This is a genomic window from Bradyrhizobium sp. AUGA SZCCT0177, assembly GCF_018130125.1.
Lineage (GTDB): Bacteria > Pseudomonadota > Alphaproteobacteria > Rhizobiales > Xanthobacteraceae > Bradyrhizobium.
Genome location: NZ_JAFCMA010000004.1, coordinates 146,181 through 173,007, shown reverse-complemented (window position 1 = coordinate 173,007; position 26,827 = coordinate 146,181). Strand labels below are relative to the sequence as shown.

Sequence of the window (26,827 nt, the reverse complement as noted above, 5' to 3'; positions counted from 1 at the left end):
GTACGCGATCAATCCCGGCCAAAGCGATGCGCCCAAAGAGATGCACTCCAGAATCCAGCGAACGATCGCGGCTGCGGTCAGACGGCGAGAGAAATGGAGGACCTTATGGCGTCGTGGCGTGACGACAAGGCCCGGGCGACCCTGATCCGCGAAGCCGCGGGCAACGTGCAGACGGGCAAGGCGCCCCGATCCTTTGCCGAGCATCTGTTCGGCCATACCAACCTTGAGGACCTCGCCAACTACGATGCGGCCTCCCTGGCCTTCCTGGCGGAACAGGCCTGGGAGCATGTGCAGCAACGCACGACGGGCCGTGCCGACATCCGTGTCGTCAATCCGATGATGCCCGACGGGCGCGAGATTTCCGTGCTCGAAGTTCTCAACGACAACATGCCCTTCCTGTTCGATTCCACCATGGCGGAGCTCGCCGAGCGGGGCATCGAGGTCACCCTGGTCGCCCACCCGATCATCGCCGTGGAGCGCAACGAGCAAGGCAAGCTGGTGCATTTCTACGGCGAAGCGCTGCCGGAGGGAGCAAAGGGCGAACGCGAAAGCCTGATTCATTTCCACATCGCGCGCCTGGACGCCGATGCCGACCGCCAGAAGCTGATCGAGGGCCTGACCAGGACGCTTAACGACGTGCGCGCCTGCGTCGCCGACTGGCGGGCCATGCGCGCCCGGGTCGAGCAGGCGATCATGACCTTCCGCTCCAATCCGCCGCCGCTGCCGATCGACGAGGTCGCCGAAGCCAACCAGTTCCTGCAATGGCTGTGCGCTGACAATTTCACCTTCCTGGGCTTGCGCGAATATCGATTCTCGCCCGACGCCGATGCGCCGGACGACATCAGCACCGGCGAAGGCCTCGGCATCCTGCGTGATCCCGATGTGAAGGTTCTTCGCCGCGGCGCCGAAATGGTGGTCATGACGCCGGAAATCCGCGAATTCATGCGCGAGCCGACCGTCCTGATGGTGGTCAAGGCCAATGTGAACAGCCGTGTTCATCGGCGCGTCCGCATGGACTATGTCGGCATCAAACTCTATGCGCCCGACGGGCAGCTCGAGGGCGAGTTGCGCCTTGTCGGCCTGTTCACCTCGGGTGCCTATACCCGCTCGGCGCGGCAGATCCCCTATGTCCGCCACAAGGTCGAACAGGTGTTGCAGCGCGCCGGCTTCGACCCGGCCAGTCATTCAGGCAAGGCGGTCCTGCATATCCTCGAAGACTATCCACGCGACGAGCTGTTCCAGCTCGATGCCACAACGCTCTACAATTTCGTCATGGATGTCCTGACGCTCTATGAGCGTCCCCGCGTGCGGGCGCTGGCACGGGCCGACAAGTTCGACCGTTTCGTCTCTATCCTCGTCTTCATTCCGCGCGAGAAGTATGACACCGATGTGCGCACGCGCGTCGCGGACTTCCTGGCGCAGGTCTACAAGGGGCGCGTGGCCGCCTCGTACGCTTCCTTCCCCGAGGGATCGCTGGCGCGCGTCCACTACATCATCGGGCGCTATGAGGGCAAAACGCCCGTCGTCGAGCGCGCGACGCTGGAAGCCGAGATCAGCACCATCGCCGCGACCTGGGGCGACAAGTTGAAGGCGGCGCTCGCCGCCTCCACCGACGGCATGCGAGCGCGCATGCTCGCCAACCGCTACGCCCAGGCCTTCACTGGCGGCTACACCGAAGCCTTCGGCACCTCGCAGGCGATTGTCGATATCGCCACCATCGAAAAGCTCACCCCGGCGCGGCCGGTGGCGATTTCGGCCCACCGCATCGAGGGCGAGGACGATCCAACGCGCTTCGGTCTCAAGGTCTTCTCGCTTGGCGCGCCTCTGTCGCTGTCGTACCGGGTGCCGGTGATCGAACATCACGGCCTGCGCGTCGTCAACGAGCGCACCTATCAGATCGTGCCTCGCGCCATGCCGGCGCCGGCGCCGGTATGGCTGCACGACATGACGATCGAGGCCAACGACGGCAAGCCGATCGTGATCAGCTCGGAATTCGGCCATCGCCTGGAAGCCTCCATCATGGCGGTGGTCGGCGATCGGGCCGAATCCGACGGATACAACGCCCTCATCCTGCGTACGGACCTGAGCTGGCGCGAGGTTTCGACCATCCGCGCGCTCTCCCGCTACCTGCACCAGATCCGCGCGCCGTTCAGCCAGGACTACATGTGGGAGACCTTGCGCAAGAACACCGCGATCACCGCCAGCATGGTCGCGCTGTTCCAGGCCCGCCTCGATCCGCGCCTCGCCGCCACCGACGCCGAGCGCTCGGCACGTGAGGCGACCCTCCTCACCGAGATCGAGGAGCAACTCCAATCCGTCGCTTCGCTCGACGAAGACCGCATCCTGCGCCGCTTCACCAATCTGGTGCAGGCAACCATCCGCACCAATCTGTGGCAGATCGGCCAGGACGGACATCCGCGTCCGGTGATCTCGTTCAAGTTCGACGCGCGCAAGATCGAGGACCTGCCGGCCCCGCGGCCGCTCTACGAGATCTTCGTCTATTCGCCGCGTGTCGAAGGTATTCATCTGCGCTTCGGCAAGGTCGCACGCGGCGGGTTGCGCTGGTCTGACCGGCCGCAGGACTTCCGCACCGAGATCCTCGGCCTGGTCAAGGCCCAGCAGGTCAAGAACGCCGTGATCGTGCCAGTCGGCGCCAAGGGCGGCTTCGTGCCAAAACGCCTGCCGCCACCCGCCAATCGCGACGCCTTCATGGCCGAAGGCACCGAAGCCTATCGCATCTTCGTTCGCTCCATGCTCGAACTCACCGACAATTTCGACGGCGACGTCATCGTGTCGCCCGACTCCACCGTGAGGCACGACGGCGACGACCCCTACCTCGTCGTCGCCGCCGACAAGGGCACCGCCACCTTTTCCGACATCGCCAACGCGATCTCGACCGAGAAGAACCATTGGCTCGGCGATGCCTTCGCCTCCGGTGGCAGCCAGGGCTATGACCACAAGAAGATGGGGATCACGGCGCGCGGCGCCTGGGAGGCGGTGAAGCGCCACTTCCGCGAGCTCGGCACCGACATTCAGACCATGCCGTTCACCGCCGCCGGCGTAGGCGACATGTCCGGCGATGTGTTCGGCAATGGCATGCTGCTCTCGCCGGCGACCAGGCTGGTCGCGGCTTTCGATCACCGCGACATCTTCATCGATCCCTCGCCCGACCCGGCCGTCAGCCACGCCGAACGCCTGCGCATGTTCAACCTGCCGCGGTCGAGCTGGCAGGATTACAACAAGGGGCTGATCTCGCAAGGCGGCGGCGTGTTCTCGCGCTCTCTCAAGGCCATTGCGCTCGCCCCGGAAGTGCGCACCCTGCTTGATCTCGACAAGCCGCAGGCCACGCCGTTCGAGGTGATGACGGCGATCCTGAGAGCGCGCGTCGACCTGCTCTGGTTTGGCGGCATCGGCAGCTATATCCGCGCGTCGGGGGAAAGCGACGATCAGGTCGGCGATCGCGCCAACGATCCGATCCGCGTCACCGGCGCCGATATCCGCGCCCGGGTGATCGGCGAGGGTGCCAATCTTGGCGTGACCCAGCGCGGCCGCATCGAAGCCGCGCAGAAAGGCGTCAAGCTCAACACCGACGCGATCGACAATTCGGCCGGCGTGAACACCTCCGACGTCGAGGTCAATATCAAGATCGCGCTGGCGCGCCCCGAGCGCGAGGGACACCTCAGTGCGGCTGACCGCAACAGCCTGCTGGCCGCGATGACCGACGAGGTCGGCGCCCTGGTGCTACGCAACAATTATCTGCAGACGCTGGCGCTTTCTCTGGCCGAACGCAAGGGCTTGGCAGAGACCGGCTTCCTCACGCGCCTGATGCAGTCACTCGAGCAGCGCGGCCTTCTCAGCCGCGCTGTGGAATTCCTGCCCGACGACGCGGCGATCGCCGAACGCGCCCGGCGCGGCCAATCCCTGACCCGGCCGGAACTTGCCGTGCTGCTCGCTTACGCCAAGCTGACGCTTTACGACGATCTGCTCGCCGCCAGCGTGCCTGACGATCCGTATCTTGCCCGCGAATTGTCTCAGTACTTCCCGCGCGAGCTTGAGGACAAATTCCCCGCTGCAGTGGAGCAGCACCGCCTTCGGCGGGAGATTATCGCCACCAGTCTCGCCAATGCCGTCATCAATCGCGGCGGCCCGGCGTGTGTCGTGCGCCTGATCGACGAGACGGACGCCGAGGTGTCGACCATTGTCATGGCCTTCGTGGCGGTGGATGAATCCTACGGTCTGAAGCGGCTGAACGACGCAATCGATGGGCTCGACACCCGCATCGACGGGCAATTGCAACTTACCCTCTACGCGGCGATTCAGGATCTCCTGCTCTCCCGTATGGTCTGGTATGTGCGCAACGTCGATTTCGAGGCCGGTCTGGACTCGGTCATCGCGCGCTTCGGCCCGAGCATCCGCGAGATCGTCGCTGGACTCGACAAGACCCTTCCGGAGGACTTGCAGGCCGGGCGCAGCAAGCGACGGCAGGACCTGATCGATGCCGGCGTCCCAGCCGACGTCGCAGGCGAGTTCGCCGATCTCGACGCCCTGGTCTCGGCACCGGATATCGTGACCGTAGCGGAGCGCACCAGCCGGACCATCGGCGACGCCGCCGCTACCTTCTTCGCTGCCGAGGCTAATTTCCGTCTCGATCGCCTTATCGCCGCGGCACGCACCATCCCGGCCAACGATAACTACGAGCGTCTCGCCATTGATCGTGCCATTGACCAGATCGCAGCCGCCGAAAGAAGACTGGCTGCGGACATGCTGGCAACCGGCCAATGCGGCCAGGAGGCCGCCGGAAACTGGCTGGCGGCTCATCCTGAAGCGACACGCATCCGCCGCTCGGTCGAGGAGATTGTGGCCAGCGGCCTGACACTCGCGAAGCTGACGGTGGCGGCGAACCTGCTCGGCGATATCGTGAAGGGCTGAGTAAGGCGCTCACGATGAGCGATTCGGGATATGAGCACTCGTAGATATATGAGCACTCGTAGAGCGTCGGTGCGTGTGGGAAACCGGGTTTCGCCAGCAGACGCTTAGCGATCGGCTCACCGCGCTGGAGCGGCCTCGCATCCTCACCGCGCCTCATGGTGTCCAGGCGCCGTCGCTACGACTGCAAATCACTTCGAGCGCAAAACTTCACTCATCCAATTTCTTGCTCAGTTCAGGATCGAGCTTGTTCCGGTCGACAGACTGATAGAACGTGATGGGTCTGCATTTTCCCTCGAAATCGGCCAGGACGATGGCCGTCCACGGATTTGTGGTCTGGCCCGAATTGTCGCGGAGGTCCGGCATGACCTTGCGAGCTGCGATCACATACCAAGCGCGACCAGTCGTTGCGGCCTTCGCAGCCGCAGCGAACTCATCCAGTATTCCGCGCAGATTTTTGCGCATTTCTTCTTCAGTGTCTCCGCGGAGGTATTTTCGAGACGACTTTCCAGCTTCGCCGTACTCATGATGAATGTTCAACTGCAGTCGGGCATCGTCCACTTCGATCTTGGTCACCCGTATCGCCGCGCCGCCTTCGCGAAGATAGTCTCGCACCCGGACATCGCAGGCCAAAAATCTGTCCGCGGGCGGCTGAGCGACGCTCCCTGCAGGGTTCTTTTTTCGAGGAGCAGCATCCGCAGGCGTCGTGGCGATGGCGGTGCTGAAGAGCGCCGCGGCAAGCACGACTGGAAGAGGGATACTCATGAGTGCGCTGCCAATATGGTATTTTTAGAACGACTGGCCGCAGCGTTGGTTCCGTGGCCCGGCCAGGTCGGAGCGGTGCTGAAGGTCCGGAAAAGCGGACGGCGGCGCCTCGGGAACTTTTTCCTCAACACAGCCTTGTTTATAATATCGTTCTACAAGAACGGGACCTTACGGAGGCGGCTGTCTCGACCGTCGGCAGGTCATGGACACGATTCTCATCAAGATCTTCGCCACGGCGCTGGCCTTCAGCCAGGTCACTACCCGGCCGGATGCAGTCAAGACCGAGTTCGATGCGGTGCGTGACCGCTTCGAGGTGGCGCAGCTTTTGAATGCCGGCTGCGCCCACATGCGCAAGGCTTTCGACATCGAGGACATCAACCTCGACGATCTGATTGCCACTGCCATGGATGACAAGGAGGCACTGAGCAGCGAGATCAAGGCGCTCAAAGGACTGAACCTGGCCGACCTCCACGTGACCTACAAGGAGTTCTGCAAAGTCGAAAAAGTTGAACGATCGCCGGTCGATCTCGGTCAGGTCATCGCTTTCTACAACAGCGCGGTGAAGGATCTGCCCGACGCCGTGCAGCTCAAGCACCTCAGGCTTCCTGGCACCAGCGTAGTCCTCGACAACAAGCGCGAACGCCTTGCCGAGATTTACGAACCGAACAATCGCCGCGTCTGGGTCACGCTTGCGGATATCCCAGAAGAGGTGCGCAACGCATTCATCGCCGCGGAGGACAGGCGTTTTTTCCAACACGCGGGCATTGACGAGCGCGGACTGGTCCGCGCCTTCATCGGCAACTTCACGCAGCCGGGCCGGCCGCAGGGCGGCTCAACCATTACACAGCAGGTCGCGAAGAATCTGCTGGTGGGCAACGACATCACTTACGAAAGAAAACTGCGCGAGATGATCGTCGCCTCGCGGATGGAGCGCGCCCTGACCAAGGCGGAAATCCTCGAGCTCTATCTCAACTCGATTTATCTCGGTCGCGGAGCCTGGGGCATCGAGATGGCGGCGCGCAGCTATTTCGGTAAACCAGCCAAGGCGCTCTCCGCCGTCGAGGGCGCGCTACTCGCCGGGCTCGCCAAGGGACCGAACTACTTCAATCCTGACCGCCACCCTGAGCGCGCGCGCGAGCGCCTTGCCTATGTGCTTGGCCGCATGCAGAACGACGCGATGATCGACGCCGCCGCGGCGCAAGCAGTATTGCCGCAGCTTGTCGAGTACCGGCCGACGCGACGGGACTTCGGCTTTCACTTCGTCGATCAGATCGCCCGCGAGGCAAAGGTGGTCGCAGGCCTCGATACTCTCACCAAATCCTCCTACACGGTGCGCTCGACCGTCAACTCGGCCTTGCAGCGCACAGTCGAAGCAACATTGCAGGAGGGCCTCGCGCGGTACGAGCTGAACACCAATCGGTACAAATTTGAGGGACCCGAGGCGAACATTTCCAATGCTATCCGTCTGAGTGCGGCTGACCTGAGGGCCACGGAACCGGCCTGGCTCGTGGCGTTGAAGACGACGCGGCTACCTCTCTATGACGTTCACTGGGAATCGGCGGTCGTCCTGGAGACTACGCGTGGCAAAAGCGGCCATGCGATCAACGTCGGTCTGACCGATGGAAGCATCCTGCCGCTGAACACCTGGAGCGCCGCGATCCGGCGCAGTCTCAAGCCGTACGACGTGATCTACGTGCAGGTGCGCAAAGCCAATGCTAAGCAAGCGGCACGTGCCGATCTGCGCATTCGACCGACCGTGCAGGGAGCGGCGCTCGTACTCGAGAACGAAACCGGCCGCATTCTCGCGATGGCGGGCGGCTTTTCCTACCCGGCGAGCCAGCTCAACCGCGTCGTTCAGAGCCTGCGGCAACCCGGCTCCACCTTCAAGCCGCTGACCTACCTCGCCGCCCTTCGGAAGGGATTGCAGCCGAACACGCTGGTGCTGGACGAACCTCTGACGCTGGCACCGATCGGGGCGACGGCCTCCGGCCAGCGCGGTTTCTGGTCGCCGAAGAACTATGACGGCGGCGCTTCGGGCGCCATTACACTGCGGAGTGCGCTGGAAAACTCCCGGAATCTCGCCACCGCGCAACTGCTCGCGACCGGTCTCGCCGACAGCGCCGAGAGAGGCCTCGACCAGGTCTGCTTGCTCGCGATGGAAGCGCAGCTCTACAAAGAATGCATGCGCTACTACCCGTTCGTGCTCGGTGCCCAATCGGTGCGGCTCATCGACCTTGCGGCGTTCTATGCAGCGATCGCCAACGAAGGCGCACGACCCCAGCCCCATGCGATCGAAACGATCGAACAGGACGGCCGCCCAATCTACCGGCACGATCCGCATGCGCTGTCCTGGATCGGCTTCGCCGACCGCGCATCATTTTACCAGTTGAAATCAATGCTGCAGGGCGTGCTCGCGCGCGGAACTGCGCGCGGAGTGAAGCATCTCTCGCCCTATGCCGGCGGCAAGACTGGTACCACCGATAATTCGGCCGATGCCTGGTTCGTCGGTTTCACAAATGACGTTACCATCGCCATCTGGGTCGGCTACGACAATGGCGACGGCGGGCGCCGCACCCTTGGGCGCGGCCAGACCGGAGGAAAAGTGGCGCTGCCGATGTTCGAGCCGATCGTGCAGGCAGCCTGGGAGCTGCACGCTCCCAAGACGGCGTTGAACGGCCCTTCGCGCGAAGCTTTGCGTCAGCTCGTTGCTCTGTCGATCGATCCCCATACCGGCGATCCTGCACCGGCCGGCTCCGGGCGCGCTTTCACCGAGTACCTCAAGAGGGATCCGTCGGGCAGAATCGATGATACGCAATTTCGGATCGTCTCGCGTGCAGAAAGCTACGCCCATCGTGGCAGTCATGACGGAGACGACGGGCCATTCCAGCCGTGGTCCTACGATAACCGCCTTTACGGCGATAACCGGCTGCCCTTTCAATTCCCGAACTGGCGTCTTGGTCCGCGCGAGTATCCCTCCTGGCGCGGATATCCCGATGACGAGGACCGCCTCCCGCGACCGCCGCTCCGAGTCGATCCCGATTATTTCTCGCGGCGGCTGAATTGAGCATTGACGCCATGAGACTGCATCGTGCCGCTGCCCTCATCGCCGCCTGCCTGGCCACTTGCGCGGGCGCGGCCGCGCAGGAATTCCAGCTGGAGGACGTGCCCGCAGCCGCCAGCGTTCCGATCGCCCAGATCAAACCTCGCACAGTCATCTTCGCTGACCAACGCAACGACAAACTCGCCGATTCCGCGACGGGACTTATTCCTTTCGACGATTGGGCCCGCTCGCGTCCGGTTCAGCGGCGCTTCCTCTCGCTCTTCCCGAGCTTCGTTGAGCCCACGCTCAACCAACAAACGAAGCTGACGCTCTCGGTCTACCAGGCGGAGGCGCGGTTTCGACTTCCAAGACCGGCAGCGGCACTGGATCTGTCGCGGTATGCGAACGTCGCGTTCCTCGAGCAGATCGATCCGGCGGTCAAGCACCGGCCGATCACGGCGGGCGATGCTGTTCCCAACAAGGACACGGGTGTCGCCGCGCACAACCGTCCGCCGAATCGCCGCTGGTGCGAGGACGCGAAGGCGATCTGCGTGCGGTCCCGCTACATGTTCGAAGGGAAAATTCCGGCGGGCATTCACCTTGCCAACAAGCTGCGCGAGGAGAGCAAAAGGCCCATTCCAGATTTCATCGAGTTCCAGAGTGAGATCGGGCTGGTCACGCAGCCGCACCTTGCCGAGCTGCCGAGCCTGACAGGACTCGACTCCACAGTCACCGGTGGGCTCGAGCAGAACATCTTTTGGGTGAACCAAGTCATCCAGTTCGGCAAGCTGCTTGCGATCCTGCAACAACATCCGACCGAGCGGGACGCCGCCATCGCGACGGTCTACATCCTGATTGTGGTCAGGAACGACGTGCTGAACAAGCAAAGGGAGTACAGCAAAACACCCGTTCTACGAAACCTCGTGCCCGCGCAATTGCTCATGGGCAACAGCTCCTTCAACAGCGGCGATTCGCTGAGCGCCGGCCTACCGAAATACGCCAGAAGCCGCATCAAGGCGATCGCCGACATGATGGAGCGGGAATGAGCAGATCGTGTGCGGCGACGAATGGACGCCGGTATGGTGAAGGACTGAGTAAGCGCGCTCACAAGCGTTTCGTGCGTTGCGATGACACTCTTGGTTAGCCCGACCATTCTTCGTCCCAAACCTGGACGACGTGGCCCGGTGTGACCTCGCGGTACTGGCGAACCGGAGGCTGGTAGTCGGGCGCGCGCACCGGACTTTTGATTTCGTCGTTGGATACACCGCGCTTCTCGGCGCGGCGCGCAGGATCGGGGATCGGTACGGCCGCCATCAGCTTCCTGGTATAGGGATGCTGCGGATTTCCAAACACCGCCGCGCGAGGTCCGATCTCGACAATTTCGCCGAGATACATGACAGCGACACGGTGGCTCATCCGCTCGACCACCGCGATGTCATGGGAGATGAACAGATAGGCAAGGCCCATGCTCGCCTGAAGGTCGAGCATCAGATTGACCACCTGTGCCTTGACCGAGACGTCGAGCGCCGAGACCGCCTCGTCGGCGATGATCAGCCTGGGCCCGAGCGCCAGCGCGCGGGCGATGCAGATCCGCTGGCGTTGCCCGCCGGAGAATTCGTGCGGAAAGCGCGACGCCATATCTGCCGTCAGTCCGACCCGAACCAACAGATCGGCAACCTTGTCGCGCGCTTGCGACGAAGAAGCCAGTCCATGGGCATAGAGCGGCGCGGCGACCGCCGAGCCGACCGACATGCGCGGATTGAGGCTCGCGAACGGATCCTGGAAGACGATCTGCATGCGCTTGCGCAACGCGCGCAGGGCCCAGGCGCCCATGCCGAGGACATCCTCGCCATCGACCAGCACGGAGCCGCTGTCCGGCTCGACGAGCTTGAGGATGGACCGGCCCGTCGTCGACTTGCCGCAGCCGGACTCACCGACAAGCGCCAGTGTTTCGCCGGCATGCACGCTGAAGGATATGTTCTCCACCGCATGGACGCGGCCCGAGACCTTGCCGAACAGGCCGGAGCGGATCGGAAACCGCGTGGTCAGGTTGGCGACGTCGAGCACCGGCCGTTCTGATGCGGCGACCGTATCGGGCGTCTCCGTCGGTTCATCCGACGTTCCCGTTACCTTGTCGACGATCGGAAATCGCATCGGCCGCGCCCGTCCTTCCATGGAGCCGAGACGCGGCACGGCGGAGAGAAGCGCGCGGGTATAAGGATGCGAAGGCGCGGCGAAGATCCGTGCGGTGCTGTCGGCCTCCACCGCCTGTCCGTCATACATCACCACGGTGCGGTCCGCGATCTCGGCCACCACTCCCATGTCATGCGTGATGAAGAGGATCGACATATCCTCTTCTTCCTGCAGAACCTTGAGGAGCTCGAGGATCTGCGCCTGGATCGTGACGTCGAGCGCGGTGGTCGGCTCGTCGGCGATGAGCAACTTCGGCCTGCAGGCCAGCGCCATGGCGATCATCACACGCTGGCGCATGCCACCGGAGAAGCGATGCGGATGTTCGTGGAAACGCGACTTCGCCGCCGGGATGCGGACTCTCTCGAGCAGGCGAACGGTCTCGGCTTCGGCCGCCGCGCGTGACATGCCCCGATGGTAGATCAGCGCTTCGGCGATCTGAAAGCCGATGGTCAGCACCGGATTAAGGCTGGTCATCGGTTCCTGGAAGATCATGGCAACTTCGTTGCCGCGCACATCCTGCATGGTCTGTTCGGGTAACGTCAGGAGATCGCGGCCCGCGAGCTTGATGATGCCCTCGATGCGGCCGCTCTCTTGCGGAATCAGCCGCATGATCGAGAGCGCGGTGACGCTCTTGCCCGAGCCGGATTCCCCGACGATCGCCACCGTCTCTTTCGCGGCAACGTCGAACGACACGTTCCGGACGACGGGAATCCATCGCCCATCGCGGATGAACGAGGTGGTCAGACCCGCGATCGACAGTACCGGCGAACCCGTTGCCTGGGCCGGCTTCGCGCCGGTGGCGAGATGGTCAAGTCCGCTCTTTGGTACTCTTGGGCCAACACTCATCCTGAAGCTTTCAATGCCCGGTTTCAGTAGCCGCGGTCACGATCGACACGACCCGGCAGGGCTTCACCGCGGCGGTGGCGACCGATGGTATCGAGCACGAATTCGACCGCCGCTTCCGGTGTCGTCATGCTGGCGATATGTGGCGTAAGGAGAATGCGCGGATGGCTCCAGAACGGATGGCCCGCCGGCAACGGCTCGGGTTTGGCGACGTCAAGAACGGCGGCTGACAACAGGCCGCGCTCCAAAGCCGCAATGAAGTCTGCCTCGACCAGATGCCCGCCCCGCCCGACATTGACGAGTTTAGCACCACGCGGCAGCGCCTCGAACAAACCAGTATTCAGGATGCCGCGGGTTTCATCGGTCAGCGGCAGCAGGCAGACAAGGATGTCGGTCTGCGCGAGGAAATCCGGCAATGTCTCCCGGCCCGCATGGCAGGTGACACCCTCTATGGTGCGTGGGGAGCGGTTCCAGCCGGCAAGCGGAAAGCCGAATGGCTTGAGCCGTTCAAGCACCGCCTGACCGAGCAGGCCGAGGCCCATCACGCCAACGCGCCGTTTCGCCGCCGGCGTGATCCGGATCTCGCGCCAGATCTGCTGGCGTTGCTGGGCGATGAAGTGCACGAGATCGCGGTGCAGCGCGAGCACGGCCATGGTGGCATATTCAACCATGCTCTCCGCGATGCCCGGCTCCAGCATGCGGATGAGCGGAACATGGGGTGGGAGCTGCGAGAAATCGAATTGATCGACCCCTGCTCCGACCGAGAAGACGAGTTCGAGATTGCGGAAGGTTGCGGCGATGTTTTCCGGCGGGCTCCACACCGCCAGATAGCGCACCTCTGCCGGATCGCCGACATCGGGCCAGAGCCGGAACGGCAGCTCCGGGGCGCGCGCCGCAAAATGGCGGGCCCATTCGAGGCCGCGGGTCGCGTTCGCCTTGTAAAGGAATGTCATGGCGCGGGCCCGATCCGATACCACTAGAACAGGCTGACCGGCGCCAGCGGCCGGCCGTCGATCAGGCGCGTATGGCTGTAGGCCGCCGGATCGACCAGTGGCGTTTCGCCCGTGACGAGGTCGGCAGCGAGCTTGCCGGCTGCCGGGCCAATGCCGAAGCCATGACCGCTGAAACCGGTCGCGAGAAAAAAGCCCGGCAGGGAGTCGACGGGAGAAATCACCGGAATGGTGTCGGGCGTCGTATCGATTGTGCCTCCCCAGGCCTCCGCGACTTCGATGCCCTTTAAATCAGGGTTTGACTTGATCAGCGCCGCGAGCGCCGAAGTGACCAGCGACATATCAGGCGCGGGATCGCGCACCCGCTCGGTCTCGAACGGCGAAGGCTTGTCGAGGCTCCAGTTGGTGCCGCGCATGATCTGATCGAAGAACGACTTTCCGAACGACAGCTTCAGTCCCTTGCGGCGCTGCTTGTAGGTCGGCCAGAAGGTTTTGGCATAGCGAAACAGATCCGGCGACACTTCCACCGTGCCGCGCCCGCGCAGCGCCAGCGTGAAGCCGCCATCGAGGCGGCGGCGAATGCAATAGAAGTCGGTGCCGAGCGCGCCCATCGTGATTTCCGGCGCCGGCGTGGTGCGGCACGCGGTGGCGTTGACGAGGCCGATCGGCAGCTCGATGCCGTGGCGCCGGCAGAACAGCGACGACCACGCCCCTCCCGCCAGCAGCACGGACTGCGTGCGAATGGCGCCCTTCTCGGTGACGACCGCGCTCACCTGTCCGCCCTGGGTTTCGAGCCCGCGCGCGGCGCAGCCCTGGTGAATCGTCACACCGTGCTTGCGCGCGGCGGCCGCGAGCGCCGGCACCGCCATCGAAGGCTCGGCGCGCCCGTCACTCGGCGTGTGCAAACCGCCGACCCAGCTATCTGCATTGCCGGGCACGCGCTCAGCGACCTCGGCCGCCGACAAGACCGTCGAATGAACCTGCTGTTCGCGCGCGATCTCGGCCCATTTCTCCCACGCGGCCAGTTCCTGCGGGTTCTTGGTCAGGAACAAGACACCGGTGCGCCGAAAGCCGGCATCGACGCCGGCGTCGTTCTGCATGTCCTCCCACAGGCGCAGCGCCTCGCGGGCCAACGGGATCTCGGCGCGGGCGCGGCCCTGCTGGCGGCACCAGCCCCAGTTGCGGCTCGACTGCTCCGCGCCGACATGCCCCTTCTCGATCAGCGCGACGGAGTGTCCTTTCTTCGCCAGATGATAGGCCGCTGAAACACCGATGACGCCACCGCCGATGACGACAACATCGGCTTGCGCCGGCAAGCGTTCGTCGCTTGTGATGCGGCTGAGTGGCGGGGACATGAGACTCTCCTGACAGTAAAGTTTATGGACGCCCGTACGGGCTTCATGGGATGTTCATGCGCGGATCGAGCGCGTCGCGCAGTCCGTCGCCGAGGAAGTTGAAGCTGGTCACGGCCAACGTGATGGCAACGCCCGGCGCAATCGCAAGCCAGGGCGCACTGGTCATATAGATCTGCGCATTGTTGAGCATGTTGCCCCAGCTCGCGGCCGGCGGCTGAATGCCGAAACCGAGGTAGCTGACATAGGATTCGAGCAGGATCGCCTTGGCGACGTTGAGCGTCGCCGCAACCACGATCGGCGCCATTGCGTTGGGCACGAGTTCGCGGAACATGATCCGCAGGTTAGACGACCCGAAGGCGACGGCGGCGATCGCGAACTCGCGTTCGCGAAGCGAACGGACCTGCGCTTCGACAACGCGGGCGACGCTCATCCACGCCGTGGCCGCGATCAGCAAGGTGGTGGTCATCAAGCCCGGCTCGGTGAGCGCCGCGAGCGCCAGCAGCAGAAAGATCGCCGGGAAGCACAGCACGGCATCGACGAACCGCATCAGCACGGCACCGATGACGCCGCGATAGAAGCCCGCGAAAGCGCCGACAAGGATGCCGACCGCCATGGCGATGGTCATGGCGACGATGCCGATGGAGAGCGATACGCGACCTCCCATCATCAACCGCGCCAGCACGTCACGACCGAGCTCGTCGGTGCCAAGGATGTGGGCTCCCGACAACGGCGGCGCGAACCGCTTCATGATGTCGATAAAGGTGTCGTCGTACGGCAAAAGATAAGGGCCGAACGCCGAACCCAGCACGAGGATCACGATGGTCACGGCACCCGCCAAAGCGAGCCGATGACGGCGGAAGCGTTGCCAGGCGGCCTGGCCAGGAGCAAGTTGGACGGTCTGCAAGGCTGCGGTGCTCATCGCCTATCCCACCCTGATCCGAGGATCGACGACGGCATAGAGGATATCGGCGAGAAGCGAGCCTATCAGCACCATCATGGCCGAAAACATCAGGATGCCCATCACGACCGGATAATCGCGATAGCCGATGGAATCGAGGAACAGCCGGCCCATGCCGGGCCAGGTGAACACGGTCTCGGTGACCAGCGCGCCGCCGAGCAATGTCGGAAACTGGAGGCCCGCAACTGTTATCATCGGCAGCAGGGCGTTGCGCAAGGCATGCACGGTCAGGATGCGCCACTCCGGCATCCCCTTGGCGCGCGCCGTGCGGATGTAATCCTGGTTGATGACCTCGAGCATGGAGGAGCGCATGAAGCGTCCCCAGATGGCGGTCTCGACAAGCGCCAGCACGACGGCCGGTGCGATCAGATGATGCAGGAGATCGAGAAATGAGCCGTCACCGATCGTATGCCGGTTGCCGGACGGCAACCAGCCGAGCTTCACCGAAAACAGATAGATCGTGACGAGCCCAAACCAGAACGTCGGAATGGAGAGCGCGATCATGGCGCCGACAGTTGCCAGCGAATCGAACAATGAATAGCGGCGCACCGCGCCAAGCACCCCGATCCAGCAGCCGAGCAGAACCGCGATGAGGGTCGCGGTCGCCATCAGTTCGAGCGTGGCACCGAGATGCGAGCCGATGACGGACAGCACGGGCTCACCGTCCCGATAGGATCGACCCCAGTCGCCCCTGACCATGCGACCGAACCAGTCGAGATACTGGATCGGCAGCGGACGATCGAGGCCCAGCTGCTTGGTGACGCGATCGAGATCCTCCTGCGTCATTTGCGCCGAGGCGGCGAATTGCGAGAGCGGGCCGCCCGGCGCCAGATGGAGGATCGCAAAGCCGAGCGCCGAGACGATCACCAGCAACATGATCGCCTGCATCAGGCGATTGGCGACGTAACGGGCCATTCAGGCAGTCCCCCGGATCAGACGCGTCAGGTCCAGTACCATTCGCGGATGTTCCAGCAGTTGGACGAAGCGTTGATGTTGTGCCGGAAGCCTTGCAATCCGTCCTTGACGCCCTCGGTGATGGTGCCCTGGAACAGCGGCAGCACCGCGAGGTCGTTGCGGATCAGCTTCTGAAGGTCGCCATAGATCGCCTTGCGCTTTGCAAGATCGAACTGCTTGGCACCCTCGGCGAGCAGCCGGTCGGCCTCCGGGCTCTGGTATTGATAGGTGTTGAAGCCGCGTCCGCCTTTGGCCGGAATGGCGCCCGAGCCGAAGCGCGGCGTCACGTCCGGATCGCTGCCCAGCATGAAGTTCACCGACACCAGGACCGAGTTGAACTTCGACTGCTGCCAGAACTCGCCCCAGATGACCGCAGCCGGCATGTTGTTTACGCGCATCGCAGCGCCGATCGCGCGCCAGTCCTGAATCAGCAGTTGCTGGGTTTGTTCGCGCACGGCGTTGCCGGACGTGGTCGAATTGGTGAATTCGAGCTTGACGCCGCCCTTCTCGCGGATGCCGCCTGCGCCGCGGACCCATCCCGCCGCATCGAGCAGCGCATTTGCCTTCGCCGGATCGTAGCTGTGCTGCGGCAGGCCCTGCTGGAACGACCAGGCCTGTTGCGGCACAAAACTCTCGGTCTGCGTCGGTAAGCCGTAATTGAGTGCGTCGATGATCGCCTTCTTGTTGATCGCGAGATAAAGCGCCTCGCGCACCGTGCGGTCGGTGAACGGACCGAAATCCAGGTTCGGCGCGACATGCTCCACCGAGGCCGTCGACGACACGAAAATCTTGCGGCCACGCAGCGTTTTCGCCTCTTGCACGAAGTTCGGCAGGATTCCCTGCAAGCCCGTGTAATCGACCTGGCCGGTGCGGAACTGGGTGTACAGGACGGTCAGGTCCGGGATGTATTTGAAGACGACGCGCTCCAGATAAGGCCCTTTGCCATGGTAGCCGGTGTGGGCGTGCAACAGAATGTGGTCGCCAGGCACGCGTTCGCCCCAACGGAACGGTCCGGTCCCGACCGGCGCATTGTGGAACGGCGAGCTGTTCGGATCCGAGACCTTCTCCAGAATGTGTTTGGGCACCATGCAGGTCAGCGACAGGATCGACATATAGGGCGAATACGGCGCCTCCATGCGCCAATGAACCTCGTCGGGCGCGACGACCTTGATGTCCTTGACCAGGTTATGGCCGACGCGGTTGCGCGCGCGGAAATCCGTGTTGTTGATCAGCTCAAGGGAGAACTTGACGTCATCAGCCGTAAACGCCGTGCCATCATGCCACTTGGCGTTACTGCGCAGCTTGATCTTCCAGATCAGCCCGTCGGCCGACAGCCCGCCGTTCTCGATGGTGGGGACTTCGCGGGCCAGGTCAGGAACGAAGTTGCCATCAGGATCGATGAACCACAGCGGCGAGAAGACTTGCCACCAAACGCCCTGATCGACCTCGATACCGGGCATCAGGGGATGAAAGACGGTTGGCTCCTGCGACAGGGCCGCGATCACCTGCCCGCGTGGCTTGGCGGGCGGATTGCCTGGACGTTCCGTCTGCGCAAATGCCGAGGCCGTAGCACTCAGTCCCGCCGCAGCGCTGGCGCCAAGCAGCATGAACTGTCGGCGGTTCGGTATGCCGAAGGCCGAGTTGCCCAATGCGGGAATGTCGAATTTGCCCGTTTCGTCCGCCATGACCGTCTCCGTTTTCGCGCGCGGCACCGATCCCCCGTGCCCGATCTCGAAAACCCGGCAACGCAGAGGTTAGCTGAGCTTTAGTACGTCTAATTATTTGCATCCAAATTTCATCATAGCTAAATAAACGAGTCAATCCTATTGATGGTATGCTCCGATTATTCGATGCAATTGATCGCCGCTTGGGGCGGTGGGTGAGAAACGGTGGGCTGCGAGACGATGCACGGGAGAGCGACATGGGCCGCGTGAGCGTTCCGAAGAACGCCCAGACGATCGAAAGCGATGACGCGGTCGATCAGCGGCGGCTTGGCGAGACCGTACGGCTGCTGCGCCAGCGCGCAGGCTTCTCGATTCAGGACGTCGCCAAACGTACCGGCCTGTCCACCGGCATGATCAGCCAGCTCGAACGCGCGCTCGCCATGCCGTCCGTGCGCACGCTGCGTCTTCTCAGCATCGCTCTCGACGTGCCGATCTCCTATTTCTTCGGAGCAACCGACGCCGGCGAACCCCAGCGCTATATCGTGCGGAAGAATGATCGGCGGCTGCTTCGGCTCACCGCCAGCGGCGTCGTCAAGGAAGCGCTCACCCCTGCCGAGAAGGGTGAACTCGAACTCTATGAACTCACGCTCAACCCCGGCGGCTCGTCGGGCACCGACTTCTTCCAGCACACCGGTGAAAAGGCTGGCTACATATTGTCGGGCAGCCTGCGTCTGTGGCTCGACCACGAAGCCCATGTCCTGGAGGCGGGCGACAGTTTCCGCTTCCCGAGCATCGTGCCGCACATGTTCGACAATCCGACGCAGCAGGTAGCGCGCGTCATCTGGGTAACGACGCTGCGCCGAACCGATCCGCCGGCCGGTTGAAGTTCGGTGCGGCCGCTTACGTCGCGCGGTCCGCGACGCCTCACGCGATTCTGCGCAAAATGGAAAACCAGCATGGCGTGGCGAGCTGCTGATGCGGCCTGTGATCAGCGGCATGGCGCTCCCTAGGGGACTTTATGGAGCGTTGAAAATCAAGGGGTTAGTCCATGGTGGGACTAAAAACCGTTCTACGTAATCATTAGCCTTTCCAACCCGAATGTCCCACCTACCCCGCCCGAAACGGCGGGTTTTTTTGTGCCTGAAACTGCCGCTAAGGACGTAAGACGAGATGAGTGACCAAGCCGAAGCAATCGCCGCCATCATCGAGGGCGGCTTGGACATCGATAACGAGGCCGTAGAGACGGAAAACACGTCGCCGCGTGCTTGGGGCTTCGATGTCGAGGAAATCAACCGCAGCTACGCGCTGGCGATCTGGGGCGGTAAAGCCGTGGTGGTCAATGAACAGCCGTCGGGGCCGGTCAATGATCGCGTTCGTGTGATGTCATTCGAGTCCATGAACTCATGGTTCGCGAACCGCTACACCGAGATCGTGGGGTCGGACGGCAAGGTCCGGCCGGTGACCTGGGCGAAGGCTTGGCATTCGCACCGCGATCGCCGGCAATACGATGGCGTCGAGTTCTTTCCGAATCCCGACGAGGCGCGGGGCACTCCAAACTACCTGAATTTCTGGCGAGGCTTCGACGTGAAGCCCTCGCCGGCTGGCGCTTACAGCGTGTTTCGCGATCACCTCCTTACGAACGTCTGCGGCGGCGACGAGAGCCTTTTCAATTACGTGTTTGGCTGGATGGCGCACATCGTTCAAAAGCCGCGCGAGCGGCTTGGGACAGCGATCGTGCTGCGCGGCCAGCGGGGAAGCGGCAAGAGTAAGGTTGGCGAGGTGTTGGGGTCGCTGTTCTCGTCGCACTATTTTCAGGTTGATGAGGCTCGGTACATCACGGGTCAATTCAATGCGCATATGGCGAGTTGCCTGCTCTTGCAGGCTGATGAAGCGGTTTGGGCGGGCGACAAGGCGGCGGAGGGCCGGCTCAAGGGCCTGATTACCAGCGAAACGCAGATGATCGAATCAAAGGGCGTCGATCCGATCCGGTTACGCAACTTTCTACGCGTTATCATGACATCTAATGAGGGATGGGTCGTGCCGGCGGGTATGGATGAGCGCCGGTATTGCGTTATCGACGTGGGGTCGGGGTGTGCGCAAAACCATGATTATTTTCGCGAGATGGATGAGGAATTGAACGCCGGCGGCCGTGAGCGGCTGTTGCACGACTTGCTACACTTCGACCTTTCCAAAGTTGATCTATGGAACGCTCCGAAAACACGCGCTCTGCTAGACCAGAAAATTCGTTCTCTCGATACGATCGATGGTTTTTGGTTCGATCGTCTGCACTCGGGCCACAATTGGTCGAGCCGAGTCGTATGCGCCGATCTTCACGCGGAATATCTGAAGGCCGCGACGCAAATCGGAGTTGGTCGCAAGCGCGGTCCCGCTGAGTTCGGCGTGCGCCTAACTAAGTTAGCGCCTGGCATTCGTAAGAATCGTCCGGCAATCGAAACTGAGCCCGGCGTAACACGCCGGGCCTGGTGTTATGACATGCCATCACTACATGACTGCCGCGCCGCGTTCGACGAATTACTCGGGCAACCCGTCGATTGGCCCGCGCTCCCGCCGGGAGAGGGCGAGCGAGCGCAGTATGCGCCGCCGGATCACATCGTTCCGGTCTAGGCGGTCCAAGTGCCCTCGTCGCGCTTGGACGCAAACTCATTCAATAAAATCAGGCATGCGTCCAAGGCGTCCAAGGCGTCTAGGTCGCGCGCGTGTAGCAAAATGAAACCGGCATCCGTATCGATGCCGGTTGTTTTGTTCTGATCCTTCTAAAATCCTTGGACCACTAGGACACCCTAGACCAACCCGCAATTTGCAACGGTTTCTCGCAGTCCAAGCGCCATGGCGGTGATTGGACTGCTTGGACATGCCTAGAGAGTAAGAGAATGACCAAACTGACCAACGACCAAATCGCATTCGCAAAGTCGATGACCATCAAGCAGCGCGGCGTGCTGAATTCGCTCTCGATGTACGATTGTTACATAAGCGCTAGTGAGATGGCCGACGATGAATTGAAAGAACTGATCCGTACCCAGCTTGCCAGATACTATGCGCGGCCTGGGATTGAGGGTCGCCTATCGTGGGGAGCGACGGATGCGGGCCGGTCCATTGCACAGCGGATCAGGGCCGGCGCGCTGTAAAATAGCGGGTCCTTCCCGGCCCCCCAGCCCATACGGCCCAAGCGCGCCCCAAAAAGTCGGCAGCCGCAGATCCCAAAATCTGAGTTGACACGGTGACAGGTTGACACCCAACCTCGTCAGCCGTGAGGGGGTTTTGGGAAGGACCCGCGTGGCCAGCCGAAATTAACGGCCGCTTTGCGCCAAAAGCCGCCCTTGGCAGGCTGGAGATCAGCTTCCGCTCAATCCCTGAAGCAAACTCAACTCCGAAATCGCGGCACGTCCGAAAAGTGACAAAAAGCGACATGATCACCTCGTTCGCTTACCGCTGACGCTGACGCAAAAGTCCCAAATGTGTAGGGTAAACTCGCGTCACGCAGGCAGAGCAGTCGGGTTGGTTCTCAACATTTGAGAGTGAGAGGGACCGCTATGAAACTACCTCGCAGACACTTCCTTCATCTGGCGGCGGGGGCTGCCGCGCTCCCCGCTGCGCCGCAGATCGCATGGGCTCAAGCCCCATCCGCGCCTGCCACACTATTTCCAACCGGCAAACTGCGCGTCGCTCTCATTGCCTCCAATCCTGTTCTGGTGACCCGCGGTACCGACGGCTCCCTCGGCGGTGTTTCCGTCTCCGTTGCCCGGACGCTCGCTGCGCGTCTCGGCATACCGGTCGAACTCAAGCCCTACGACAATCCAATGCGTTACAACGAAAGTCTCGCGAGCGATGACTGGGACATCGGGCTTGCTGCGCGCGATCCATCTCGCGCAGAATACCTCGCGTTTAGTGTGACATTCATGGAAGTAGACAACGGCTATGTCGCGCGCGCCGGAGCAACACCAACCACCGCAGAGGAAGTCGACCGTGCAGGCGTGAAGATCGCCGTCGCGCAAGGAAGCGCGCCACACACCGTTCTGACACGCCTTATCAAGAATGCAGAGATCATACAGGTGCCCGGCGGGTTCGATTCGGCTCGCGAGGCGTTGGCAACTGGCAAAGCTGACGTTTACGGTGAGAACCTGCACCTCGCCCATCGCATTGCTGACGCCTTGCCTGGAGCACAGGTGTTGCCCGGGCGTTTCAACGTCGTGCAAATGGCAATCGGAGTGCGCAAACGAGCCGCCTCGGCGCTTCCCACCGTTGATGAACTCGTGACCGGAATGCGGTCCGATGGCACGGTGGAGAAAGCGATTACCGAAGCCGGGCTGCGGGGCGTTCGGGTTCCGAATTAGTCGCCCAACAGTCGGATAGTGTGGAGCTTGGACCACTTAGTCCGTTCTGGGTCATTCGCGTCGGTTCGCTCGGACCACCGCGACTTCCGGTCTACCCCGGTGAACGGACATCTCAGGATAGGCAGGCATGTCTCAGAGGGGCCAATGGGCACAACTAGTACAGATACTTCACCAGTCGCCCCCAGCGCTGTTCATCTTCTCTCGGAGGACCAAGGAAAATTGATATATCGATCACGGGTATTATAACAAATATTACCGTACATTTTTAGATACGCGGCACGGCGCTTAGGGTCGCGGTACACCGCTGCCGGGTCGGCCAAGTCCGACTCGTACGAACTCATGTTGTCGGACGTCAGCAGCTTGGGCAGAATGTCCATGGCCTGCGGAACACTTTTCCCTTCCAGCCAATCTGCAGCGTGCTGGGCCATGGCATAACCGAAAACGGGAGATGCGAGACTGACGCTTGTCTTGTAGGGACCGCCTTGCTTTATCTCTGCGACCGCTTCCGGCTCGCCATCGATACCGCCTAAAAACTGTTGCGGGCGCGCCTTGCCAGCCTCCCTTAGAGCGGTCAGCGCGCCTAAAACCACCGTGTCGGCGCCCATGACAACGTCAATGGAGGGGTCGGCGAGAAGGATGGTGCGCATCATGGCGGCACCACCTTCCTTGTCGACGGTCGCCGGTGAAATATCTGCAACGATGGTAACACCCGGAATCTCCTTGAGTGAGTCACGGATGGCGGCAAAGCGGGGCGCCAAAAATTGAAGACTATCGTGTGTCAGCAACACGACCTTCGCCTTGCCCCCAAGCTTCCCTTTGATGTAGGCGGCCGCCGCATCGCCGAGCACCTTTCCCGTCAGGTATTGCGGAGCGTTTAGAAGGGAGATAGCCGGCGGTGGAACAACAGTCCCGACATACCCGCCCGACCAGATGACCTTCTGAAGACTCCGACTCAGAGATGGCGCATCGACCGGAGCGGCGACAACCGCGCCAACGTTGGCGGTTTGCAAAATGTCTACCTGCTCGATCATTTTTTTTGGATCGTTGTTGGCCAGCGCCAGCTGAAATTCGAGGCCTCGGTCTTTAGCAGCCATGGCGAGGCCGCGTGCAACACCTTGCATGAATTGGCGTTCGTTATCCTGCGCAAAGACCAATATTTTATGGAGCCCAGGAGGCGCCACGCAGAGGGGCGACCGTTCGTCGAACTGTGGCAGCACAATCGGCGAAGTAATGCCTGGCGGCCCGTCCTGCGCCATCGATAAGCTAATGCCGGCAACCAAACAAAGCAAAAGACCCAATGCGCCGCCGACGGCAGCTCTATTCACGGTGCTAAGCGCAGCACCCAATGACGTCGTCGCGCTTTTCCAGGATGAAACTCGGGGACCATTCATATCAATCGGCCGGTAGCGGAAACGTAAGACGCGCAAGGGTGCCGGGCTGACGCGCGAAATATCCCACCTCGCCGCCAAGATTGCCAGCCATCGCTTTCACCAGCCGCGTTCCCAACCCGGTGCCCTTGATCGCACCGCTATCAATCCGACCGATACCGTCATCCTCCACGAGCAGTTCTCCCCGGCCATCCGACAAACGCTTCAAATTTACCCGGACCTCGCCGCGGCGCTCGGGATAAGCATATTTGAATGCATTCGTGACCCATTCGGTGACGACCACGCCGAGATTGATGCTGGAATCAGTCGGCAGCTTGAGTGGCTCAAGATTGTAGTCGAGCGACGCCCCATGGCCTTCGTCCTGCATCGAACTCTGCAGGCTAAGAAGCAAACCTGACAGATATTCGTCCAACGCTACCAAGCGCACGTCACCCGAACTGTAAAGCTTCTTATGCACATCCGATATTGCATAGATACGGGCCTCGGTCTCGGCAAGCGCATCCTTGGCAATTTGGTTTTGTACCGCGTTCGATTGAAGCCTCACCAACGAGGCAACCATCATCAGACTGTTGGCGACCCGGTGATTGACCTCGGCCAACAACACTTCGGCGCGATCGCGCGCCTGCGCCAAGGCGGAAGTGCGCTCCTTTACCCTTTGCTCTAAATTGACATTAAGGTTTTTCACCTCGTCACGCGCCTGGGCGATTCCGACCGCATAACGAATACCAAGAATGGTTACTCCGCTAACAACCAGCACAATGATGACGCCGCCAAGCAGCGACACCCAGCGTAGCTTTGCCGCATTTTCACTCTGCTCAATCACACCAGCGATGAGCCGCTCGTCGGTCATTCTGATAATGCTGGAAAGGAAGACGTTTGCTTCGTCCATCAATGCTTTGCCGCGATTGGATCTGAATATCGCAAGCGCTTCGGCATCGCGCTGCTCCTTCTTCAACGCGATCGTGCGATCCATTTCGTCGATTTTTTCGCCGATGACGGTCGATAGCCGCCGAAGCATGGCATCGGCTTGCCTGTAGGACACCAGCAATACTTTAAGCCGGTCGAGTTGCCGCTCTAGAGACACCTTCGCGCTATCGTAGGGCGCAAGATAGATTTCGTTGCCGCCGACGATGAATCCGCGCTGGGCTGATTCCGCGCTCTGAATCGCACTGCGGAGTTCAACCGCCGAGATACGAGTATCACGCGCCTCGATGGCATCGTTAGCGTACGTCTGAGCCCGCTCGCCAAGCCAGATGGTCATCCCGACGATGCCCAGTAGGGTCAGAAGCCCAATAGTAAGCAAAACACCGGTGTATCTGAAAACAAAACGCCCTGAAATCGGCATTGCGTACGTACTCATAAATCGATCGTGACTTCAAGCGCCGGACGGGTAGTGGATATCGGACGCGAGAGTCATCGACTGAGGCGGCTTACGCGGTCGGCGGGGCACCGTTAAGGAGCTGGGAAACTGCGGTGACGAGTTGCGCCAGAGCAAACGGCTTTGCTAGCAGAAGGCTATTTGGAACGCCCTTGGATGCCCATTCCTCGCCATGAGTGCCGGTCATATAGACGACGGGCATTGCTGGATCGATCTCCCTTGCGACGCGGGCCACTTCCCAGCCATCCAGTCCTCCGGGCAGATCGATGTCAGTCACGACTGCGCGAAATTTGGAATCGCCTTTGAGAAGCGTAATTGCTTCGTTGCCAGATGGTGTAATGGCCGATTCAAAACCACCGTCTGAAAGAGCTTCTTCCACTAAATCCCTAATAACCTGGTCGTCCTCGACGACCAGAACCGCAACTACGTCATCCATTCACTATCCCCCTTGGTGCTGCTTACAGTCCTCCGGCGGGGCAAGTGAGGCTGAGCTCATTCGTTCCAAAATAATGTTCAAAAGTGAACTTATCCGGTAAACTACGGGGGTCCTTAGTCCGATGGCTGTGATCCGCACAAGTTCCAGATTGAAGGCCGCTCCCGTAACAACGCCAGTTCGGCCATCGACAGTTAGTTTCGCGTCTGCGATGAGATTGCCGTTCGGGTTATAGATGTAGCCGCCGTTCCCAGTCTGCACGTTCACATGCCATTGCGGAAGGAACACGCAAGCGCCCGGTCCAAAGTCGGTCGATGATCCAACGCGCGTTTCCCGTCGTTAGACGGGTAAGGCTTCGGCCGATGCCCGCCCTGTCGATTACCACATGAGCGCTCGATGCTGACTTACTTCACGGCTTATTTTGCAACACTGGCAGTCTTCGTGCTTTGCGACATGGCGTGGCTTGGATCGATGGCAAGCCGCCTCTATCGTCCGACGCTCGGCGACATTATGCGCGCGGATGTCAATCTCCCCGCCGCGATCGCCTTCTATGTGATTTACCCCATCGGGCTCGTGATCTTTGCCATCCTGCCGGCTCTGAAGTCCGGAAGCCTTGCGCAGGCGGTGCTATACGGCGCGCTGTTCGGCTTCTTCACCTACATGACTTACGACTTGACCAATCAGGCGACACTGCGGAACTGGACCACCCCGCTCACCGTAATCGACGCGGGTTGGGGAACGCTGCTTGGGGCAATTGCCGCAGCGGCAGGTTTCTGGGTGACCATGAAATTCGCCGTCTGACGCACAAACTATCTTTTTGGGAACGGAAAAAACGGCCGAGTGCGCGCCTGAAGCCTACGAAATTGCGCGCCACGCGAGCGCAGCATGTGTTCTTCCAGCGGCGGAATTCCGGAGACGTAAACCAGCACCCAGTACATGCAGGCAGGTGCCAGCAGCGCAATCCAGCCGAGGGGATTCGCGCCCGTCAAGTCGATCGCGATCAGTGGATAAGCGAGCCAGCAGAGCCATTCGAAGAAGTAATTCGGATGGCGCGACAGGCTCCAAAACCCCTCCTCACATATCCGCCCGCGATTGCCCGGGTCGGATTTGAAGCGCCGCAACTGCCAGTCTGACACGGCCTCGCCGGCGAGAGCGCCGACAAGGAGCGCAATGCCCAGCAAATCCACCGCACCGAGACCCTCTCGCGGATTATGCGCCGCAAGTGCGACAGACAGCGTCAGGATCAGTCCGACCGCCGCCTGCGATTGCAATTGCAGGAACATCCGCAGATTTGCGCTGGCCCCCCATTGTTTGATCAAATCGCGGTAGCGCGGGTCGTCCCCGGCCTCCCTGGTGCGCACCAGAATATGGCCGCCCAGTCGCAGCGACCAAAGCGCGATCAGGACCGCGACCACGATTTGCCGCGCGCTCGGTGCGTGAGGTGCAGACAACGGGATAAGGCTGGCGACGACCGCCACGCCCCCGACGCCGAACGTCCAGAATACGTCGATCCAGCCAGTATGGCCCGTCGTCCGTTGAGCTTGCCAAGCTGTTGTCATGATCGCCGACAGCAGTAGCCCCACCACGGCAGCCAGAAAGATAAACTGGAGCACGCTCATCCCGGACGC

At 61.8% G+C, this 26,827-nt stretch carries 19 protein-coding genes; 8 read left to right on the top strand and 11 right to left on the bottom strand.

Features of this window, described 5'->3' with window-relative positions:
* The first annotated feature begins 93 nt into the window (after positions 1-93).
* Positions 94-4,929, top strand: a complete 4,836-nt coding sequence (locus JQ597_RS06370; RefSeq protein WP_212263377.1) for an NAD-glutamate dehydrogenase — start codon at positions 94-96, stop codon at positions 4,927-4,929.
* 207 nt (positions 4,930-5,136) lie between these two features.
* Here JQ597_RS06370 and JQ597_RS06365 read toward each other — a convergent pair whose 3' ends face one another.
* Positions 5,137-5,691, bottom strand: a complete 555-nt coding sequence (locus JQ597_RS06365) for a hypothetical protein (RefSeq protein WP_212263376.1) — start codon at positions 5,689-5,691, stop codon at positions 5,137-5,139.
* 202 nt (positions 5,692-5,893) lie between these two features.
* On the opposite strand from JQ597_RS06365, the gene JQ597_RS06360 reads away from it, so the two are divergent.
* Entirely contained in the window at positions 5,894-8,755 is a 2,862-nt protein-coding gene (locus JQ597_RS06360) for a penicillin-binding protein 1A (protein ID WP_212263375.1), read from the top strand.
* Positions 8,752-9,777, top strand: a complete 1,026-nt coding sequence (locus JQ597_RS06355) for a hypothetical protein (RefSeq protein ID WP_212263374.1) — start codon at positions 8,752-8,754, stop codon at positions 9,775-9,777. Before JQ597_RS06360 ends, JQ597_RS06355 begins: the two co-directional genes overlap by 4 nt.
* Positions 9,778-9,871: 94 nt before the next feature.
* On the opposite strand, the gene JQ597_RS06350 is transcribed toward JQ597_RS06355, so the two are convergent.
* The 6 genes from JQ597_RS06350 to JQ597_RS06325 are packed head-to-tail and all read right to left on the bottom strand — an operon-like array spanning position 9,872 to position 17,669.
* On the bottom strand, positions 9,872-11,770 hold the full coding sequence (locus JQ597_RS06350) for an ABC transporter ATP-binding protein (protein WP_212263373.1): 1,899 nt from the start codon (positions 11,768-11,770) through the stop codon (positions 9,872-9,874).
* A gap of 23 nt (positions 11,771-11,793) precedes the next feature.
* Positions 11,794-12,720 (bottom strand): 2-hydroxyacid dehydrogenase, encoded by a 927-nt coding sequence (locus tag JQ597_RS06345; protein ID WP_212263372.1) that lies wholly within the window; start codon positions 12,718-12,720, stop codon positions 11,794-11,796.
* Between the two features lie 23 nt (positions 12,721-12,743).
* Positions 12,744-14,072, bottom strand: coding sequence for an NAD(P)/FAD-dependent oxidoreductase (locus JQ597_RS06340; protein ID WP_212263371.1), 1,329 nt, complete (start codon positions 14,070-14,072; stop codon positions 12,744-12,746).
* 43 nt (positions 14,073-14,115) lie between these two features.
* Complete coding sequence (locus JQ597_RS06335) at positions 14,116-14,991, bottom strand: ABC transporter permease (protein ID WP_212263370.1); 876 nt, start codon at positions 14,989-14,991, stop codon at positions 14,116-14,118.
* Positions 14,992-14,994: 3 nt separating this feature from the next.
* Positions 14,995-15,945, bottom strand: coding sequence for an ABC transporter permease (locus tag JQ597_RS06330; RefSeq protein ID WP_211998795.1), 951 nt, complete (start codon positions 15,943-15,945; stop codon positions 14,995-14,997).
* A 26-nt stretch (positions 15,946-15,971) separates the two neighbouring features.
* A complete protein-coding gene (locus JQ597_RS06325) occupies positions 15,972-17,669 on the bottom strand; it encodes a peptide ABC transporter substrate-binding protein (RefSeq protein WP_212263369.1) in 1,698 nt (565 codons plus the stop codon).
* Between the two features lie 236 nt (positions 17,670-17,905).
* Between JQ597_RS06325 and JQ597_RS06320 the strand changes: the two genes are divergently transcribed.
* The 4 genes from JQ597_RS06320 (at position 17,906) to JQ597_RS06305 (ending at position 22,000) form a co-directional block, all read left to right on the top strand.
* On the top strand, positions 17,906-18,532 hold the full coding sequence (locus JQ597_RS06320; protein WP_212263368.1) for a helix-turn-helix domain-containing protein: 627 nt from the start codon (positions 17,906-17,908) through the stop codon (positions 18,530-18,532).
* A 286-nt stretch (positions 18,533-18,818) separates the two neighbouring features.
* Positions 18,819-20,273, top strand: a complete 1,455-nt coding sequence (locus tag JQ597_RS06315; RefSeq protein WP_212263367.1) for a primase-helicase family protein — start codon at positions 18,819-18,821, stop codon at positions 20,271-20,273.
* A gap of 266 nt (positions 20,274-20,539) precedes the next feature.
* A complete protein-coding gene (locus JQ597_RS06310) occupies positions 20,540-20,794 on the top strand; it encodes a hypothetical protein (protein ID WP_212263366.1) in 255 nt (84 codons plus the stop codon).
* Between the two features lie 405 nt (positions 20,795-21,199).
* On the top strand, positions 21,200-22,000 hold the full coding sequence (locus JQ597_RS06305) for a transporter substrate-binding domain-containing protein (RefSeq protein WP_212263365.1): 801 nt from the start codon (positions 21,200-21,202) through the stop codon (positions 21,998-22,000).
* A 191-nt stretch (positions 22,001-22,191) separates the two neighbouring features.
* On the opposite strand, the gene JQ597_RS06300 is transcribed toward JQ597_RS06305, so the two are convergent.
* The 3 genes from JQ597_RS06300 to JQ597_RS06290 all read right to left on the bottom strand — a co-directional run bounded on the left by JQ597_RS06300 (position 22,192) and on the right by JQ597_RS06290 (position 25,202).
* Positions 22,192-23,325: a sugar ABC transporter substrate-binding protein gene (locus JQ597_RS06300; protein ID WP_349628792.1), complete on the bottom strand. Its 1,134-nt coding sequence runs from the start codon at positions 23,323-23,325 to the stop codon at positions 22,192-22,194.
* Positions 23,326-23,392: 67 nt separating this feature from the next.
* Positions 23,393-24,748 (bottom strand): sensor histidine kinase, encoded by a 1,356-nt coding sequence (locus tag JQ597_RS06295; protein ID WP_249133855.1) that lies wholly within the window; start codon positions 24,746-24,748, stop codon positions 23,393-23,395.
* 70 nt (positions 24,749-24,818) lie between these two features.
* On the bottom strand, positions 24,819-25,202 hold the full coding sequence (locus tag JQ597_RS06290) for a response regulator (protein ID WP_212263364.1): 384 nt from the start codon (positions 25,200-25,202) through the stop codon (positions 24,819-24,821).
* Between the two features lie 393 nt (positions 25,203-25,595).
* Here JQ597_RS06290 and JQ597_RS06285 point away from each other — a divergent pair, with 393 nt between their 5' ends.
* Complete coding sequence (locus JQ597_RS06285; RefSeq protein WP_212263363.1) at positions 25,596-26,000, top strand: DUF2177 family protein; 405 nt, start codon at positions 25,596-25,598, stop codon at positions 25,998-26,000.
* 8 nt (positions 26,001-26,008) lie between these two features.
* Here JQ597_RS06285 and JQ597_RS06280 read toward each other — a convergent pair whose 3' ends face one another.
* Positions 26,009-26,818: a DUF1295 domain-containing protein gene (locus JQ597_RS06280; RefSeq protein ID WP_212263362.1), complete on the bottom strand. Its 810-nt coding sequence runs from the start codon at positions 26,816-26,818 to the stop codon at positions 26,009-26,011.
* Between the last annotated feature and the right edge of the window lie 9 nt (positions 26,819-26,827).